General features: G+C 64.5%; 16 protein-coding genes, 1 tRNA gene and 1 pseudogene. 10 read left to right on the forward strand and 8 right to left on the reverse strand.

Going from position 1 to position 16,527, the window contains the following annotated elements; genetic code table 11:
• Nucleotides 1–8: 8 nt before the first annotated feature.
• The 8 genes and pseudogenes from hisD to ACW176_RS18925 all read right to left on the reverse strand — a co-directional run bounded on the left by hisD (nucleotide 9) and on the right by ACW176_RS18925 (nucleotide 6,911).
• Nucleotides 9–1,304, reverse strand: a complete 1,296-nt coding sequence (hisD, locus tag ACW176_RS18890; protein WP_492110220.1) for a histidinol dehydrogenase — start codon at nucleotides 1,302–1,304, stop codon at nucleotides 9–11.
• A 682-nt stretch (nucleotides 1,305–1,986) separates the two neighbouring features.
• Nucleotides 1,987–2,105, reverse strand: a pseudogene (locus ACW176_RS18895) (hypothetical protein); the annotation flags it as partial.
• 257 nt (nucleotides 2,106–2,362) lie between these two features.
• Nucleotides 2,363–2,665, reverse strand: a complete 303-nt coding sequence (locus ACW176_RS18900; protein WP_492110221.1) for a hypothetical protein — start codon at nucleotides 2,663–2,665, stop codon at nucleotides 2,363–2,365.
• A 137-nt stretch (nucleotides 2,666–2,802) separates the two neighbouring features.
• Entirely contained in the window at nucleotides 2,803–4,263 is a 1,461-nt protein-coding gene (locus ACW176_RS18905) for an NCS1 family nucleobase:cation symporter-1 (protein WP_492110222.1), read from the reverse strand.
• Nucleotides 4,264–4,406: 143 nt separating this feature from the next.
• Nucleotides 4,407–4,598, reverse strand: a complete 192-nt coding sequence (locus ACW176_RS18910; protein WP_419320930.1) for a hypothetical protein — start codon at nucleotides 4,596–4,598, stop codon at nucleotides 4,407–4,409.
• A gap of 173 nt (nucleotides 4,599–4,771) precedes the next feature.
• Nucleotides 4,772–5,227, reverse strand: coding sequence for a DUF2948 family protein (locus tag ACW176_RS18915; protein ID WP_492110223.1), 456 nt, complete (start codon nucleotides 5,225–5,227; stop codon nucleotides 4,772–4,774).
• The gene (gene murA / locus ACW176_RS18920) at nucleotides 5,228–6,517 is read right to left on the reverse strand and encodes a UDP-N-acetylglucosamine 1-carboxyvinyltransferase (protein ID WP_492056960.1); all 1,290 of its coding nucleotides are present in this window, start codon (nucleotides 6,515–6,517) and stop codon (nucleotides 5,228–5,230) included. It lies immediately after the preceding gene.
• Nucleotides 6,518–6,617: 100 nt separating this feature from the next.
• Complete coding sequence (locus ACW176_RS18925; RefSeq protein WP_492110224.1) at nucleotides 6,618–6,911, reverse strand: hypothetical protein; 294 nt, start codon at nucleotides 6,909–6,911, stop codon at nucleotides 6,618–6,620.
• A gap of 245 nt (nucleotides 6,912–7,156) precedes the next feature.
• On the opposite strand from ACW176_RS18925, the gene ACW176_RS18930 reads away from it, so the two are divergent.
• The 10 genes from ACW176_RS18930 (at nucleotide 7,157) to ACW176_RS18975 (ending at nucleotide 16,497) form a co-directional block, all read left to right on the forward strand.
• Nucleotides 7,157–7,231 (forward strand) — tRNA-Thr (locus ACW176_RS18930).
• 161 nt (nucleotides 7,232–7,392) lie between these two features.
• Complete coding sequence (gene rfbF / locus ACW176_RS18935; protein ID WP_492110225.1) at nucleotides 7,393–8,259, forward strand: glucose-1-phosphate cytidylyltransferase; 867 nt, start codon at nucleotides 7,393–7,395, stop codon at nucleotides 8,257–8,259.
• Entirely contained in the window at nucleotides 8,241–9,308 is a 1,068-nt protein-coding gene (gene rfbG, locus ACW176_RS18940; RefSeq protein WP_492110226.1) for a CDP-glucose 4,6-dehydratase, read from the forward strand. Before rfbF ends, rfbG begins: the two co-directional genes overlap by 19 nt.
• A complete protein-coding gene (rfbC, locus tag ACW176_RS18945) occupies nucleotides 9,305–9,853 on the forward strand; it encodes a dTDP-4-dehydrorhamnose 3,5-epimerase (RefSeq protein WP_492056956.1) in 549 nt (182 codons plus the stop codon). Before rfbG ends, rfbC begins: the two co-directional genes overlap by 4 nt.
• A complete protein-coding gene (locus ACW176_RS18950; RefSeq protein ID WP_492110227.1) occupies nucleotides 9,850–11,073 on the forward strand; it encodes a methyltransferase domain-containing protein in 1,224 nt (407 codons plus the stop codon). Before rfbC ends, ACW176_RS18950 begins: the two co-directional genes overlap by 4 nt.
• Entirely contained in the window at nucleotides 11,070–11,933 is an 864-nt protein-coding gene (locus ACW176_RS18955) for an NAD-dependent epimerase/dehydratase family protein (RefSeq protein ID WP_492110228.1), read from the forward strand. The genes ACW176_RS18950 and ACW176_RS18955 overlap by 4 nt, the downstream gene beginning before the upstream one ends.
• 8 nt (nucleotides 11,934–11,941) lie before the next feature.
• A complete protein-coding gene (locus ACW176_RS18960; RefSeq protein ID WP_492110229.1) occupies nucleotides 11,942–12,982 on the forward strand; it encodes a class I SAM-dependent methyltransferase in 1,041 nt (346 codons plus the stop codon).
• 62 nt (nucleotides 12,983–13,044) lie between these two features.
• The gene (locus tag ACW176_RS18965) at nucleotides 13,045–13,755 is read left to right on the forward strand and encodes a cephalosporin hydroxylase family protein (protein WP_492110230.1); all 711 of its coding nucleotides are present in this window, start codon (nucleotides 13,045–13,047) and stop codon (nucleotides 13,753–13,755) included.
• 8 nt (nucleotides 13,756–13,763) lie between these two features.
• Complete coding sequence (locus ACW176_RS18970) at nucleotides 13,764–14,576, forward strand: hypothetical protein (RefSeq protein WP_492110231.1); 813 nt, start codon at nucleotides 13,764–13,766, stop codon at nucleotides 14,574–14,576.
• Between the two features lie 214 nt (nucleotides 14,577–14,790).
• On the forward strand, nucleotides 14,791–16,497 hold the full coding sequence (locus tag ACW176_RS18975; RefSeq protein WP_492110232.1) for a methyltransferase domain-containing protein: 1,707 nt from the start codon (nucleotides 14,791–14,793) through the stop codon (nucleotides 16,495–16,497).
• Nucleotides 16,498–16,527 lie beyond the last annotated feature (30 nt).

Here is a 16,527-nt window from a genome sequence, read left to right on the forward strand (position 1 = left end):
TTTGCGCGTCAGTCGGCCGAAGGCAACCGGCCCAGTCGGATTTGGGCCGAAAGGGCGTGGGCGGGCAGGCCTTCGGCCGTCGCCAGAGCCGCCGTGTGCGGACCCAGGATCGCGAACGCGGCCGCGTCGCACTTCACGATCGAGGTGCGCTTGAGGAAATCATAGATCGACAGCCCCGACTGGAAGCGCGCCGCGCGGCTGGTGGGCAGCACGTGGTTGGAGCCGGCCACATAGTCGCCGATGGCTTCGGGCGTCAGGCGACCCAGGAAGATCGCTCCGGCATGGCGCACCCGGTCGGACAGGCGCTCAGGATTGTCGAGGGCGAACTCGACGTGCTCGGGGGCGATGGCGTCGACCAGGGCCGGGCTCTCGTCCAGCGGGGCGATGATCACCGCGCCATGGTTGCGCCACGAGGCGGCGGCGTCCTGCCCGGTGGCCAGGGTCTTGAGGCGTTCAAGCACGGCAGCCTCGACGGCGGCGGCGAAGTCCGGATCGTCGGTGATCAGGATCGACTGGGCGGCGGGGTCGTGCTCGGCCTGGCTCAGCAGGTCGGCGGCGATCCAGTCGGGATTGTTCTGGTTGTCGGCGACGACGACGATCTCGGAGGGACCGGCCAGGGCGTCGATGCCGACCACGCCGTACAGGCGACGCTTGGCGGCGGTGACATAGGCGTTGCCGGGGCCGACGATCTTGTCGACCGACTGGATGGGTCCGGCGCCATAGGCCAGGGCGGCGACGGCCTGGGCCCCGCCGATGCGCCAGATCTCGGTGACGCCGGCTTCCTTGGCGGCGGCCAGCACGGCGGGCTGCAGCTTGCCGGGCGGGGTGACCATGGCGATGCGGTCGACGCCGGCCACCTGGGCGGGCACGGCGTTCATCAGCACGGTCGAGGGATAGGCCGCGCGGCCGCCGGGCACATAGACGCCCACGGCCTCGATCGGCGTCCAGCGCCAGCCCAGCTGAACCCCAGCCTCGTCGGTCCAGGCCTGATCGGCCGGACGCTGGCGGGCGTGATAGGCGCGGATGCGGGCGGCGGCGAAAGCGATGGCCTCGCGCACGTCGGCGGGGGTCTGCGCGGCGCCGGCCTCGATCTCCTCGGCCGTGACGCGGACGGTCTGTTCGGTCAGGTCGACCCGGTCAAACTTGCGGGTCAGGTCCAGCACGGCCTGGATCCCGCCGGTGCGGACGGCGTCCAGCACCTGGACGACCGAGGCGTCGACATCCGCGGGCGATCCCCGATCCTCGTCCAGGAAGGCCTTGAAGGCGGCGGCGAAATCAGGGGCGGAAAAGTCGAAGCGGCGCATGGCGTGTAGATGCGGGTTTTTGCGTGCGAGACAAGGGGCTTTGGCGCACTTGCCCCCACCTGACCTGCTTCGCAGGTCGTCCTCCCCCGGAGGGGGAAGATGAGGGTCGGCGCGTTTCATCTTCCCCCTCCGGGGGAAGACGGCTGCGCAGCAGCCCGTAGGGGGCAAGTCTGGCGGACACGGTTTCACAGCCTCGCGCTTTCGCTGCGATGGTGATGGGAAGGGTCGCGGAGCGCCCGGGCCTCGCCCGGATGATTGGATAGTTGAGTACCGTTTCGACGAAGACAGACGCTCCGCGTGATCGTTATCCCTCTGGCCGGGGTGCGCAGGCCTGTTCAGCCTTTTGCCCCACCCGGATTTTGCCCTCCTCGCGACGGACCCAGCCTTGGGCTGCAGCCGCGCCGATTCCGGAGGAACCCGGAGCGAACCTTCGGACGGGCGGAGGCCTTGGCTTGCCCCCGATAGGCGGGTTTACGTCACCCGCCCTCTAACCCCGCTCGATCACCCCTGACAGCCGTCTCAGTCGCCGGCCGGACGCCCTTCCCGTGCTGTCAGGTGAGATTGATTATGCGGGCGGTTTCAGCGCGTAGGACGGGCGCGATCGTTTTATTCTTAGGGCTCTGATTTTGTTGCGCTCTATCCGGGAAGCCACGGGGATAAAGGGCAGCCAATCCCCGTTCTCGCTCCACAAACGCTTGTCATCCCGGGCGGCCAAGCCGACCCGGGACCCAGGGGCCGGCGCAATGCGGTTGCCCCTGGGTCCCGGCGCTCCGCTGCGCTACGGCCGGGATGACAAGCATTTGTGTGGCTGTCGAAGACACCTTCTCGCCCGCGAGAGGGAGCCATCCTTAAATCTCACGGCGAGACGATCGCCGGTCTGTCCAGGTTGCTCAAGGACGGCGCTCCGCGCCGCCGCGGAGCGGCTGGCCGCAGGCCAGTCCTTGACCAACCTGGACAGACCGGCACGCTCCAGCCTCCAAGAGATTTAAGGGTGAGCGGGACGCAGGGCGTCCGCTTGTTGGATGGGCGGGGATGTCTGCTTCCGACCCTAGTCGGACCTAAAGCGTCTTCAAATTGCGGAATCGGCGCCGCAGATAGGTCTTCACGGCGCCAGCGAACTCCGCATCCACCACACGTTCGATTGATCCACGGCCGATAAACGGGCCGTACAGAGTCACAGTTTTGGGTTCATCCAAGTAAGCTCGCGCGCGGCAATAATGCCCGTCCTTCTCGAAGTGGTATTCTAAGAAGTTGTACCGTTGTTCGAGAACTGTGCGTTTATCGTCTGCCCAGATCTCATCGACGCTGTGATCGATGCCGACAGGGGTGATTGGATCAATCTCGTCACGTTCTACGATCATTGCGCTTCTCCGAGTTACCCTCGTACCAGCGGTCCCTGAACTTCCGCTTCCCACCCAAAGCAGACGATGGAAACGCCCCCTCTCGGCGGCGACACCCTGATTTGCCGGCACCGGCAAATCCCTGCTCAAACCCGGCCTCACTCGCCGCTTCTGCCCACCGCCCGCCGCATCATCCCCCAATAAACCAACCCCGCCAGCCCCAGCCCCACAAACCACGCATACGTATAAAGCCCGGTCCAGAACGCCCCTACCCCGCCAAACAGGTGCGGCGCCGCCGAGGAGAGGAACCCGGGAAGGTTCGGCGCCACCCCCACCGCCAGGGCCACAAGCGCCGCCGGGTTCCAGCCGCCGCGATAGGCGTAGGCGCCGTCCTTGGCGTACAGATCATCCACCGCCAGCACGGTTTTCCGCAACAGCCAGTAGTCGACGATCAGGATCCCCGCGATCGGTCCCAGCAGCGCGCCATAGCCGACCAGCCAGACGAAGATGTAGCCTTCAGTGGTCTCCAGCAGCTTCCACGGCATGATCAGCACGCCGATCCCGGCCGTGATCCAGCCGCCGATGCGGTAGGTGATCCTGCTGGGCCACAGGGCCGAGAAGTCATAGGCCGGGCCGACCAGATTGGCGGCGATGTTGCAGCACACCGTGTCGAGGCTGATGATCAGCAGGCCGATCACCACCGCGATGCCGCCGATGTCGCCGGCCAGTTGCACCGGATCCCACACCGCCTTGCCGAAGACGATCACGGTGGCCGAGGTGGTGATCACGCTGACCAGGGCCAGCAGGCCCATCGGGACCGGCAGGCCGATGGCCTGGCCCAGGATCTGGTCGGCCTGTTTCTTCGCAAAGCGCGTGAAGTCGGGAATGTTCAGGGCCAGGGTCGCCCAGAAGCCGACCATGGCCGTCAGGGCGGGCACGAAGACGCTCCAGAACTGGCCGGCCTTGGGACCGCCGTCGACGAAGGCCGAGGGCTGGTGGAAGATCGGACCGAGGCCTCCGGCCTTGTCCATCGCCCACCACACCATCAGGGCGCAGATGATCAGCTTGATCGGCGCGGTCCAGGTCTCCAGCCGGCGCACGGCGGTCAGGCCCTTGGTGACAAACAGCAGCTGGATGCCCCAGAAGGCCAGGAAGGCCAGCAGCTGGCCCACGCCGATGCCCAGCAGCGGGATCGGCGCGCCCACCAGGCTGCACCCCAGGATCACGCCCAGCAGGGTCAGAAGCGCGCCGCCGCCGATCCAGGTCTGGATGCCGTACCAGCCGCAGGCGACGACCGCCCGGGCGACGGCGGGGATGCGCGCGCCCTTCCAGCCGAACGAAGCCCGCGCCAGCACGGCATAGGGCACGCCGTGCCGGGCCCCCGCATGGCCGATCAGCAGCATCGGAACCAGCACGACCAGATTGCCCAGCAGCACGGTCGCCACCGCCTGTCCGGCCGACATCCCCTGCTCGATCAGGCCCGAGGCCAGCATGTAGGCCGGCACGCAGATGACCATGCCTAACCAAAGCGCGGCGAAGTGGTGCCAGCGCCAGGTGCGTTGCGCCTCGCCGGTCGGGGCCAGGTCTTGGTTCCAGAGGTCGCGGTCGGGGGCGCTCATGCGTCGGCTTCCCGCGGGCGCAGGACGTCAGCTCGCGCCGGCCCCCGCCTCGGACGCGAGGGACGAGCTTAGGAGGGGTTTAGCTTGCGTGGCAAATGACGGAGGGGCGTGGGGGTCAGCAACGCCGCCTCCGTCGCCGGCGGTTAGCTCAGCCCCGCATAGGCCAGGGTCGCCATTCCCACGACCATGACCCCGAACAGGCTGACCAGGGCCAGTCGCCCCCAGTCGAAACAGGGGCCGCCATGCCGAAGCACGGGCGGAGCGGGTTTGGTGATGTCGCACGCACGCAGAAACACCGACTGGGTTTCCCCGGTCGCATAGGACTTCCTGGCCATGACGGCCTCCTAACGATGCTCACGCCTCTGACGGGCGCGTGGCGTTAACCTAGCACCGTTCCCGCCTCAGGTGAGTTCGCCGGCGATCACTAGCGCGTGGGACGAATCCTCGGCGCCGCGACTGCCTGTTTGGAAGTCAGATTCAAGGCATGCCCGCAAATCAGGCAGGGCGCCTAGTCGGCGTGCCCCGGCCGGTGGGGGGTGGCCCAGGGCTCGGAAACATCGGCCAGCACCACGTCCAGGCAGTCGACGCCCACCCGCAGGTCGCCGCCGCCGGCGAAGGTCAGCATCACCGTGCCGCCGGGGGCCTCGCCGGGCTCGAAGGCGATGGCCAGCAGTTCGACGATGGCGCCCTTGGCGTCGCGCTTGAGGTTGCGGGCCTGGACGCCGGTGACGTCACCCAGTTGCAGGGCCGAACGCACGCGCTCGCCCTCCACACCCTTTTTGGCCGCCTTCTTGCCAGCGGCCTCCCAGCGAAAGCGATTGCAGGCGATCGTCAGGGTCCGGCCGTGCGCGTCCCAGTGGATGTCGCCGATCTTGGCGACGGCGTCCTGCAGGGCGGCGGAGATCACCGCCAGGTCGTCGGCGTCCTGGGCCAGCAGTCGCAGGGCGGGGGCGGTCTTTGCCATCTAGAGTTCGGCCTCTCCGTCGTCCTTGATGCGGCGCACCTGCGCCCCACAGGCCGTGAGCTTTGCTTCCAAACGCTCGAAACCGCGATCCAGGTGGTAGATGCGCGACACGATCGTCTCACCGCGCGCCGCCAGGCCGGCGATCACCAGGCTGACCGAGGCCCGCAGATCGGTGGCCATCACCTCGGCGCCTTCCAGCTGGGCGACGCCGCGCACGCGGGCCTCGCCGCCCGACACCGAGATGTCGGCGCCCAGACGCATCAGCTCCGGGGCGTGCATGAAGCGGTTTTCGAAGATGGTCTCGCGGATGCGGCTCTCGCCGTCGGCCAGGGTCATCAGGGCCATAAACTGGGCCTGCAGGTCGGTGGCGAAGCCCGGATAGGGCGCGGTCTCGATGTCGACCGCCTTCAGGCGCTCGCCGTTGCGGCGGATGATGACGCCGTCGCTGGTGCGTTCGACGCCGCAACCGGCCTCTTCCAGCTTGTCCAGCAGGCTGTCGATCAGGTGCGGACGGGCGTTGGTCAGGCGCACCTCGCCGCCGGCCATGGCGGCGGCGACGGCATAGGTGCCCATCTCGATGCGGTCGGGGATCACCGAGTGGGTCGCGCCGTGCAGACGGGCGACGCCGGTGATGGTCACGGTGGGGGTGCCGGCGCCCTCGACCTTGGCGCCCATGGCGTTGAGGCATTCCTGCAGATCGAGCAGTTCGGGCTCGCAGGCGGCGTTGTGCAGCACGGTGACGCCATCGGCGATCACGGCGGCCAGCATGGCGTGCTCGGTGGCGCCCACCGACACGAACGGGAAGGTGATTTCCGCGCCCTTCAGGCCGCGCGGGGCCTGGGCATAGACATAGCCCTCGTGCAGATCGATCTTGGCGCCCAGGGCCTCCAGGGCCTGCAGGTGCAGGTCGACGGGCCGCGCGCCGATGGTGCAGCCGCCGGGCAGGCTCACCTTGGCCTGGCCGGTGCGGGCGATCAGCGGACCCAGCACGTTGAACGAGGCGCGCATCTGGCGGACCAGGTCATAGGGCGCGAAGCCGCTGGTGATCTCGGGGGCATGCAGGATCGTCTGCTGGCCGTCGGGACCGTCGCTCTCGGTGACGCTGACGCCCAGGCGCGAGAGCAGCTTGCCCAGGAACCGGGTGTCGGCCAGGCGCGGCATGTTGGTCAGGCGCAGCGGCTCATCGGTGAGCAGGCTGGCGGCCATCAGCTTGATGGCCGAGTTCTTGGCGCCGCTGACCGGGATTTCCCCGTTCAGCCGCGCGCCGCCGATGATGGCGATGCGATCCAAAATGACGTCCCTCGAGCGCGCGACGGGGACGGATCGTCGCGCGGGTCACATGTGAGGGGCGGGTTCTATCCGTTGCAAGAGGGCTTGCAAGGGGCGCGGCTCAAATGGGCGCGGAAAGGTCATAGGATCGGCCGTCCGGCCAGCGCAGATCATGGGTCGTGCTGGCCAGATCCAGGGCCACCTGGGCCAGCTCGACGGCCCGCCTTGTCGCCTGCAGTCCATCCAGACCGAACGCCGCCTTGCCATGCTCGCTATCGAACTGGCCGCCGTCGCCGACCAGGCGCACCGCGCAGCAGACCTCGTCCGACTCCGGCGCCGCATAGGGCGCGGAAATTTCCAGGACCAGGGCGACTCGCGCTCCGTCGCCGTGCGCGACGCCCTCGAGGCGACGCATGACGCTGTAAGGCTGCGGCGCCGCTTGCGCGGCGACAACCGCCCTCTCCTCCCCGCTCCGTGCGGGTCGCGCCGCGGCTTTGCGCCTGCGCAGGTTGGTCCTGAGGGCCTCGGCGAGCCTGGCTTCGCGCAGGGATTTGTCGTCTGGGATCGGCATGGGCGAGGGGTGCGGCGACGAAGTCTGTGGGTCAAGTCGCATTTAGGCTTTGCATTCGCGATTTGGCTCGCTATACGCCCCTCCTCTTCGCCGCGGTAGCTCAGTGGTAGAGCGCATCCTTGGTAAGGCTGAGGTCCAGGGTTCGAGTCCCTGTCGTGGCACCATCGGGACCCAAAGCAATTCAAGGCTTTGGGTCCCGACCATTTTCACAGTAGTGATCGGCGAAGAGGCTCCGCAAGGAGCGGACCAAGCAGGCCGCGTTGAGACGAGCGCCGCGGCCAGAACCGTCGCCTAGAGGACCCTTTCCCAAGCTGTCAGGAATTGCGTGTTCGGCCCGGGTGTTGTGCTAATCAGGCCGCGAACGGTCAGCACAGGTGTGCATGATGCCGAATCTGGCCCTCGGCCGGCAGGGGAGCATTGGTTGATGAAAGCTGTCATTCTCGCTGGCGGACTTGGAACGCGCATCAGCGAAGAATCCCACCTGAAACCAAAGCCCATGATCGAGATCGGTGGCCGGCCTATCCTCTGGCACATCATGAAAACGTACGGTCACCACAACATAACGGACTTCGTTATCTGCTGTGGCTACCGGGGCTACGTGATCAAGGAATATTTCGCCAACTACTTCCTGCACATGTCAGACGTCACGTTCGACATGAGCGACAATACGATGTCGGTTCATCACCGCAATGCCGAGCCCTGGAAGGTCACCCTCGTGAATACGGGCGAGCTGACCCAGACCGGCGGGCGCATCAAGCGCATCAGGGACTATATCGATGACACCTTCTGCCTGACCTATGGCGACGGCGTCAGCGACGTCAACATAACCGAACTCGTGGCTTTCCACCGCGCCCAAGGCGTAGAGGCGACCGTAACGGCCATCCAGCCCGCTGGCCGGTTTGGCGCGATCGAAATCGAAGGGAACCGCGCCCAGCACTTCCTGGAAAAGCCCGTAGGCGACGGTCACTGGATCAACGGCGGCTTCTTTGTCTGCGAGCTCAGCGTCTTTGATCTTCTCGAAGACGACAACACGGTCTGGGAGCGCGCGCCCCTGGAAGCCCTGACGAAGCGCCAGCAATTGGCCGTCTGGCGACACGGTGGGTTCTGGGCGGCGATGGACACCCTGCGCGACAAGACCCAACTCGAGACCCTTTGGGCCGAGGAACGGGCGCCATGGAAGGTTTGGGCGTGACGGACTTCTGGCGCGGCAAGCGGGTTCTCGTCACCGGTCATACGGGTTTCAAGGGCGGCTGGCTGTCTCTGTGGCTAACGCAATTGGGGGCGGAGGTGTTCGGCTACGCGCTGGCGCCCGAGACCCAACCCGCTCTGTTCGCCCAGCTTGAACTCGAAAACGCCATGGAGCATGTCGTTTCGGATGTCCGGGACGCCGAGACCCTGCGAACCAGGGTCCGCGCGTCGCGTCCCGACGTGGTTTTCCATCTGGCGGCGCAGCCCCTGGTTCGAAGATCGTATCGCGAGCCGCTGTCGACCTGGGACATCAACGTCATGGGCACGGCGAACCTGTTGAACGCCCTTCGTGACATCGAGCATCGCTGCGCGACGGTCATCGTCACGACCGACAAGGTCTACGAAAACCGAGAATGGGCTTTCGCCTATCGGGAAGTTGATCGCCTCGGCGGCCATGACCCCTACAGCGCCAGCAAGGCTGCGGCAGAACTCCTGGTGTCCAGCTTCCGGGCTTCGTTCTTCTGCCCGCAAGCCGCCGTTCGGATCGCCACGGCCAGAGCCGGCAACGTGATCGGCGGCGGCGACTGGGCCGAAGACAGGATCGTCCCCGATTTGGTGCGCGCCCTGGGCGCCGGCGAACCGATCCCAGTGCGTAATCCTCGAGCCGTCCGTCCCTGGCAACATGTTTTGGAGCCGCTGGGTGGCTATCTGAGACTGGCGGAGCGGCTCTATCTGGAAGAGGGCGACCAGCTGCGCACCGGATTCAATTTCGGCCCTGAGCCGCGGGATTTCCGCAGCGTCCGCGAACTGGTTGAGACCGCGCTAGGCCATTGGCCCGGCGCCTGGCGCGATGCTTCAGACCCCACGGCGCCGCATGAAGCCAACCTGCTCAGCCTGACGATCGAGAAGGCGAGAGCCGAGTTGAACTGGAGCCCTCGCTGGGGTTTTGACGAAGCCGTTGCGCGCACCCTTCAGTGGTATCGCGCCGTCCATGACGGCCAATCGGCTAGGGAGATAACCCTTACCCAGATCGAGGCTTTCGGGGCTCCATGATCTTTACGCCCTTGGCCTTGGCCGGCGCCTATCTCCTTGATCTCGAGAAACGCGAGGATGCGCGCGGTTTTTTCGCGCGGGCGTTCTGCGAGCAGGAATTCGCAGAACACGGCTTGAACGGTCACTGGACGCAAATGAACACCTCGTTGAGCCGGCAGATCGGCACCGTGCGGGGGATGCACTTCCAGAAACCGCCGATGGCAGAGGTCAAGATGGTGCGCTGCCTGAGAGGCGCGATCTTCGACGTCATCGTCGACCTGCGCTTAGGATCGGCGACCTTTGGGAAATGGGCCGGTCGCGAACTGACCATGGACAACCGATCGATGCTCTACATTCCGCAGGGCTTTGCTCACGGCTTCCAGACCCTGAGTCCGGACTGCGAGCTTCTGTATTTCCATTCTCAAACCTATAGTGCTGCCCATGAGGGCGGCCTGCGCCATGATGACCCCGAGGTTGGCGTTGAGTGGCCGCTGGCCGTCACCGAACTATCGGCCCGCGATGCCAGCCTTCCCGTCCTGTCTGAAATTGAGCCGATCGTTCTATGAACTGCCGCCATTGCGAAACGCCGCTGCGCCAAGTGTTCCTGGATCTGGGACACGCGCCGCCGTCCAACGCCTATCTGAGCGCAGATGATCTCAACGCGCCGGAGGTTTCGTTCCCCCTTAAGCTATTTGTTTGCTCCGCGTGCAGGCTGGTTCAGACCGAGGACTACGAGGCGGCCGACAAGCTTTTCACCTCGAACTATGCCTATTTTTCTTCGACCTCGCGCAGTTGGCTCGACCACGCCGCTCGCTACAGTGAGATGATCACCGAGCGGCTGGATCTGGACCAGGACAGCTTCGTGATGGAGATCGCCTCCAACGACGGCTACCTGCTGCGAAATTTCGTGGCCGCCGGCATCCCCTGCCTGGGCGTTGAGCCGACCGGCAGCACGGCCGATGCCGCAGAGGCCCTGGGCGTCCCCGTCCTGCGCGCCTTTTTCGGGGAAGCCCTGGCCGAGCGTCTCGTGAACGAAGGACGCCAAGCGGATCTGATTTGCGGCAACAATGTCTACGCGCACGTGCCTGATATCAACGACTTCACGCGAGGCTTGCGCACGGCGCTCAAGCCGCAGGGTGTTCTGACGCTGGAGTTTCCGCATCTGATGCGGCTGGTCGAGTTCTGCCAGTTCGACACCGTCTATCATGAGCACTTCTCGTACCTGTCGCTCACGACGGTTCAGCGGATCTTCGGCCAAGCCGGCCTGCGCGTGTTCGACGTGGAAGCGCTGCCCACCCACGGGGGCAGCCTGCGGGTCTATGGTTGCCGCGACGACGCCGGGCACGCTCAAACGCCCGCCGTCGCCGCCACCCTTGCTGAGGAACAGCGCCTGGGTGTCGACACGTCAGAGTACTACGCCGACTTCCAGGCGCGCGCCGACGCCGTCAAGAACGGGCTTCTGGAATTCCTTTTGCAGCAGAAGCGCCTCGGCAAATCGGTTGCGGGCTATGGCGCGGCGGCCAAGGGCAACACCCTTATGAACCATGCCGGGGTCAAGCCAGACTTGCTGCCCTTCATCTGCGACGCAGCTCCGGCCAAACAGCACCATTTCATGCCCGGCAGCCACATTCCGATCCTGCCGCCCGAGGCGTTGGACACGCGCCGTCCCGACTTCCTGCTGATCTTGCCCTGGAACATCGCCGACGAAGTCCGGTCGCAATGCGCGGCGCTTGAAGCCCTGGGGACACGTTTCGTCACCGCCGTGCCCGAAATCCGGATCCTGTGACCCCGCGCGTCCTACTGACGGGCGCGACGGGATTTGTCGGCCGCCAGGTCTTGCGCGCCCTGGCCGACCAAGGCGCATGCGTCACGACGGTGGTGCGCAGCGGCCGGGAAGACGCCCTTGAGACCTCCCCTGCCATCGAGCGCGTGATCTCGACGCCGGCGCTGTTCGAGGAACGCCCGGAGTGGTGGGCCCGGGCCTGCGCGGAGATCGATCACGTCGTACACGTGGCCTGGTACGCTGAGCCCGGAAAATACCTCAACGCCCCCCAGAACCTCACATGCCTGTCGGGGACCCTGGCCCTGGCGCAAGGGGCGATCGACGCCGGCGTTTCGCGCTTTGTCGGCGTCGGAACCTGTTTCGAATATGACCTTTCCGGCGGCGACCTATCCGTCTCGACGCCCCTGAACCCGACGACGGCCTATGCCGGCGCAAAGGCCGCCGCGTTCATGGCGCTCTCGCGTATTCTGCAGCCCCTGGAGATGACGTTTGCGTGGTGCCGCCTCTTCTACCTTTATGGTGAAGCCGAGGATCCGCGGCGCCTGACGGCCTATGTCCGCGCTCAGCTGGAAAAGGGCGAGCCTGTCGAACTCAGCCATGGCGCACAGATTCGCGACTTCATGGACGTGCGCGACGCGGGGCGAGTAATTGCGAACACCGCCCTGGGTCACGTGGAGGGTGCAGTCAACGTCTGTTCGGGCCGGCCAATCACCGTGCGTCAGCTGGTTGAAACCATCGCCGATGAGTTTGGGCGGCGCGATCTGCTGAGGTTTGGCGCGCGTCCTGAAAACCTGTTAGATCCGCTCCGCGTCGTCGGCGTGCCGACAGCCATTCCGCAGCCTGAAAACAGAAGAGCGCCGTAGCGGACGATATGGAAAACCGGCTTCTGTACCGCCAGGACCAACTGCCCATCTTTCAAAACCGTATGTACGATACGGAAGATGAAGCCGTGGATTGCCCGCGCGGCGATGTGCGTCTGGTCGAAAACGAGACGACGGGCCTCGTTTATAACGCCGCTTTCCGGCCAGAGCTGATGGTCTATGACGAGCACTATCAGAACGAGCAAGCCGTCAGCGAACCCTTCCGCGTCCACCTGAACGCGGTGGCCGAACTCGTGCTAGCCCGTATGGGCCGCGACGACATCATCGAGGTCGGCTGCGGCAAGGGGTACTTCCTCGAACTCCTCGCCAGGCAAGGCGTCGGCATCACCGGCTTCGATCCCACCTACGAGGGGGACAACCCCCGCATCCGCAAAACCTACTTCGACGCCAGCCAAAAGATGTCGGGCAAGGGCCTGATCCTGCGTCACGTCCTGGAACACGTTCAGGATCCCGTCACATTCCTGCGCGCCATCAAGGACGCCAACGGCGGCTCCGGATACATCTATATCGAAGTGCCGTGCCTGGACTGGATCATCGACAGGCGGGCCTGGTTCGACATCTATTATGAGCATGTGAACTACTTCCGGCTGTCGGACTTCGGCCGGATGTTCGGTCGGGTGATCCACGCCGAAAACACCTTTGGCGGCCAGTATCTATCCATTATCGCGGACCTATCGACACTTCGTGACCCGGAAATCGACACAGCTGATCGCGTCGCCTTCCCAGAGGACTTCATGGCCTCGATCCCGGTCGACGCACCCTCCAGCGAAATGGTCGTCTGGGGAGGCGCGTCCAAGGGCGTGATCTTCGCCCTGCTGTGCGCCCGCGCAGGCCGGCCGATCACCTCGGTGATCGACATCAATCCCGCCAAGCAGGGCAGGCACATCGGTGGTACGGGGTTGCAAGTAAAGTCGCCCGAGAGCGCCTTGGCGGACGTGCCGCTCGGGGCTAAGATTTATGTCATGAATCCAAACTATCTCGCCGAGATAAAATCCATTTCCAACAATTCTTACAACTACGTCGCAGTGTGAACATGTCTCAGTTCGATATCGAAACATCCAAAAGAATAGAAGGCGCTCGATCCCAAGTCGAAATGTGCGACAGCGCCGCGAAGTTTTTAGAACATTCAATACTTCCGCAATATTCTTACAATTTCTCCTGGCAGGGCCGGCCGATTATCCAATATCCGCAGGATATGGCAGCCATCCAGGAACTGGTTTGGGAGATCAAGCCCGACCTGATCATCGAGACCGGAATTGCCCACGGCGGATCTCTGATCTTCAGCGCCTCCCTGCTGGCGCTGCTGGATGTCGCCGACGGCGTGGCCGCCGGAACGATGATCGATCCGCGCGGGTCGGGGCGCAAGGTTCTGGGCGTCGACATCGACATCCGCGCCCATAATCGCGCAGCGATCGAGGCGCACCCGATGGCCAGTCGGATCCAGATGATCCAGGGCTCAAGCATCGCAGAGGATGTCATCGCCCAGGTGAAGGATGTGGCCCAAAACTATCAACGGATCATGGTCTTGTTGGACAGCAACCACACCCATGAGCACGTGCGCGCGGAACTGGAGGCCTATGCGCCCCTGACGAGCGTCGGCAGCTATTGCGTCGTCTTCGACACCGTCGTCGAAGACCTGCCCGCCGCGATGTTCCCTGATCGCCCCTGGGGTCCGGGCAACAATCCCAAGACGGCGGTATGGGACTATCTGAAGACCCATCCAGAGTTCGAGATCGACAAGGCCATGGACGACAAGCTCCTGATCTCCGTCGCGCCGGACGGCTACCTGAAGCGCATTTGCTAGGGGCAGACTTGACGATCTTCATTATCTGCCACGACGGCCTCCCCGAATACACGCCCCCGTCAGGCTCCAAGATTCTATGGCTGAACGCCCGCCCTCCCGCCGAAACGCGGGCATTGGACATCATCCCGGGCTACGATTTCTTCGAGAATCCGGAAGCGCTGCATGCGCAGCTTTCCGGATCCCTCGGCCCGCTCGCCATTCACAAGGTCCTGGTCGACACCCCTAATCCAGAGGGGCATGTCACCATCTGGCAATATCGGAAATTCCTGGTGCGCCGGCAGATGGGCCAGCTCAGCTCGAACTATCCAGGCATGCGCCTCGTCAGTGCCGGCGAGCTTGCTGCGCAGCCTCTGGAAAATCCGGAAACGGATCTGGCCGGCGATGAGTACATCGTCCCCATGCCACTCAAAGCTGGCAACATCGCGCAGCATTATCTCACGCATCACAGCATCGTCGATTTCTTGCACTATGTTGCGACGGTGGCGGCCGAGCAGGTCCTGCCGCAGGATCAAATCTTGGAGTTTTTCAATTACCCCTACATCGTCCCCGGCGGCGTTGAGATGGGCACCTACCCGACCGCGTGGTGGATGAAAACCTGCAGTGCTATGGCGAAGGTCGTTCTCAGCTTCGTGGAACACCACAAGCCGTTTCTGGCCCACGATCCCTATCAGAGGCGAGCCGCAGCGTTCTGCCAGGAACGCCTGGGCGGCTACTTCCTGATCAAGCATCTGGCGGCGCACCAGCCCGATCAACTCTCGCCTCAAAAGTATGGAACCATACATACCGTCACCGACAATGGCGAGTATCGGCGCGGCACCTGACACGCCCGGACGGCGACGCTGCAGTTCAACGCTAAGGAATCCTCAAGGGCGCCTGAGCCTGACAAGCGGCAGGACTCGCGTCAGCCAAACCAATCGGTGCGGCGCAAGTTCAACCGCGTTGGAAACGAACGATTTCAGCGCCAGCCATGGCTTCTTGCCGCATCGCCGGTAGTTTGGCCAAGCCTTGGAGACCCCAGTATGATCGACCAACCCCATGGCCTATAGCGACGACATCAATCCAGATCTCCTCAAGTCCATTCCGCTGGATCGCAGACGGGTGCTGGAGGTCGGTTGCGGCACGGGACTGTTCGCCGAGGCCTACCGTGCGCGCAATCCTGACGCTCGCTATGTCGGCCTCGAGGTGTTCGAAGACGCAGCGCGCGACGCGGCCAGACTCGTGGATGACATCGTCGTCGGGGACATCGAAACTAAAACCGTCATGGCGGCGCTTGACTCCACGCGGGCCGACGACACCTTCGACGCCGTGATCTTCAGGGATGTCCTGCAATATCTGCGCGACCCTTGGGTCGTGCTGTCGGATCTGCGGGCGCGCACCGGCCCCGGCGGGGTCTGCGTCGCCTGCGTTCCCAACGCCTCACATTGGGCGCTGTTGGAGCAACAGCTGAAAGGGCAATGGCCCCCCGCAGGGGCCAACCCAGCAGACCGCCGCCCGCCGCAGCTTTTCACTCGCGCCTCGGCTATCGACATGTTCCAAAAGGCCGGCTGGACCGTCCTTGAAGCATCGCCGCGCATCGTATCGGCCGAGAAGACAGAAGCGGCCCTGAAGGCCTTCGGACCGATCGCCGAGACCCTGGGCGTGTCGTCGGACAATCTGCGTCGCGACCTTTCGGCGTTTCAATGGATCATCCAGGCGATCAATGGCCCGGTTCCTGAGGCTATCACTGTCGCGGCGCTGGGGATGAAGAAGATCGCCGGCGTCACCGAGGCGCGGGTCGATCACCCGCTTGCCGCCCTCGCCAGCATGCCGGGCGCCAGGGTCTCCTGGGGCGCGGGATCTGTCAGCTTGCCGCGCCACTGGTCACCCGGCGTGTTTATGCTGCATCGCCAGTTCCTCAATGGCGGCCACCAGTCTGCCATGGTCGACAACCTGATCGACCGCGGCTGGACGATCACATCGGACATCGATGATGATCCTCATCACTGGCGCGAATTTGTCGATTCCAACTTCAACGCCTATCGCGGTGTGCACGCGGTTACCGTCAGCACTGAGCCGCTGGCAGCCATGATCCGCCAGTGGAATCCCAATGTGACGGTCTTTCCCAACGCCATCGCGGCGTTGCCGCGGATCGAGATGGCCACGCCCAAGTCCGGACAGCGTCTCAAGGTGTTTTTTGGCGCGCTCAATCGAGGCGGGGATTGGGCCGGGCTGTCAGAAGCGATCATCGCAGCCGCCAAGACCTTGGCCAAGACCATCGAGTTCGTGGTGGTTCACGACGAAGCCTTCTACAAAGCTCTGCCGGAAGAGGTGATGAAGATCTTCCATCCGACCCTGCCCCATACGGCCTACATGGAGGCCTTGGCCGGTTGTGATGTTGCGCTTCTGCCCCTGGCCGATACGCCCTTCAATCGCCTGAAGTCGGATCTGAAGTTCATAGAATGTTGCGCGGCAGGCGTGGTGCCGATCTGCTCTCCTGTCGTCTACGGGGATGCGCCCGAGCACCGGGAAATCGGCGTTTTCGCGGATTCTCCAGACGATTGGCAAAGGGCCCTGATCGATCTCGTCAGTGACCCTGCCCAGGTGCGGAGCCGTCGCGAACGCGGTCTTGCCTATGTGAAAACCCAGCGCATGCATGCCCAGCAGGCGCCTTTGCGCCAAGCCTACTACCGGGACCTGATGGCGCAACGGCCGGACCTCGAGACGCAACGCAAGGCCCGCATCGCTGCCCTAAAACCGGCCTAGTCGGGGGGATTGATCAGGCTAGCGCCAGGC

The organism is Caulobacter sp. FV1ye13L (assembly GCF_058681155.1).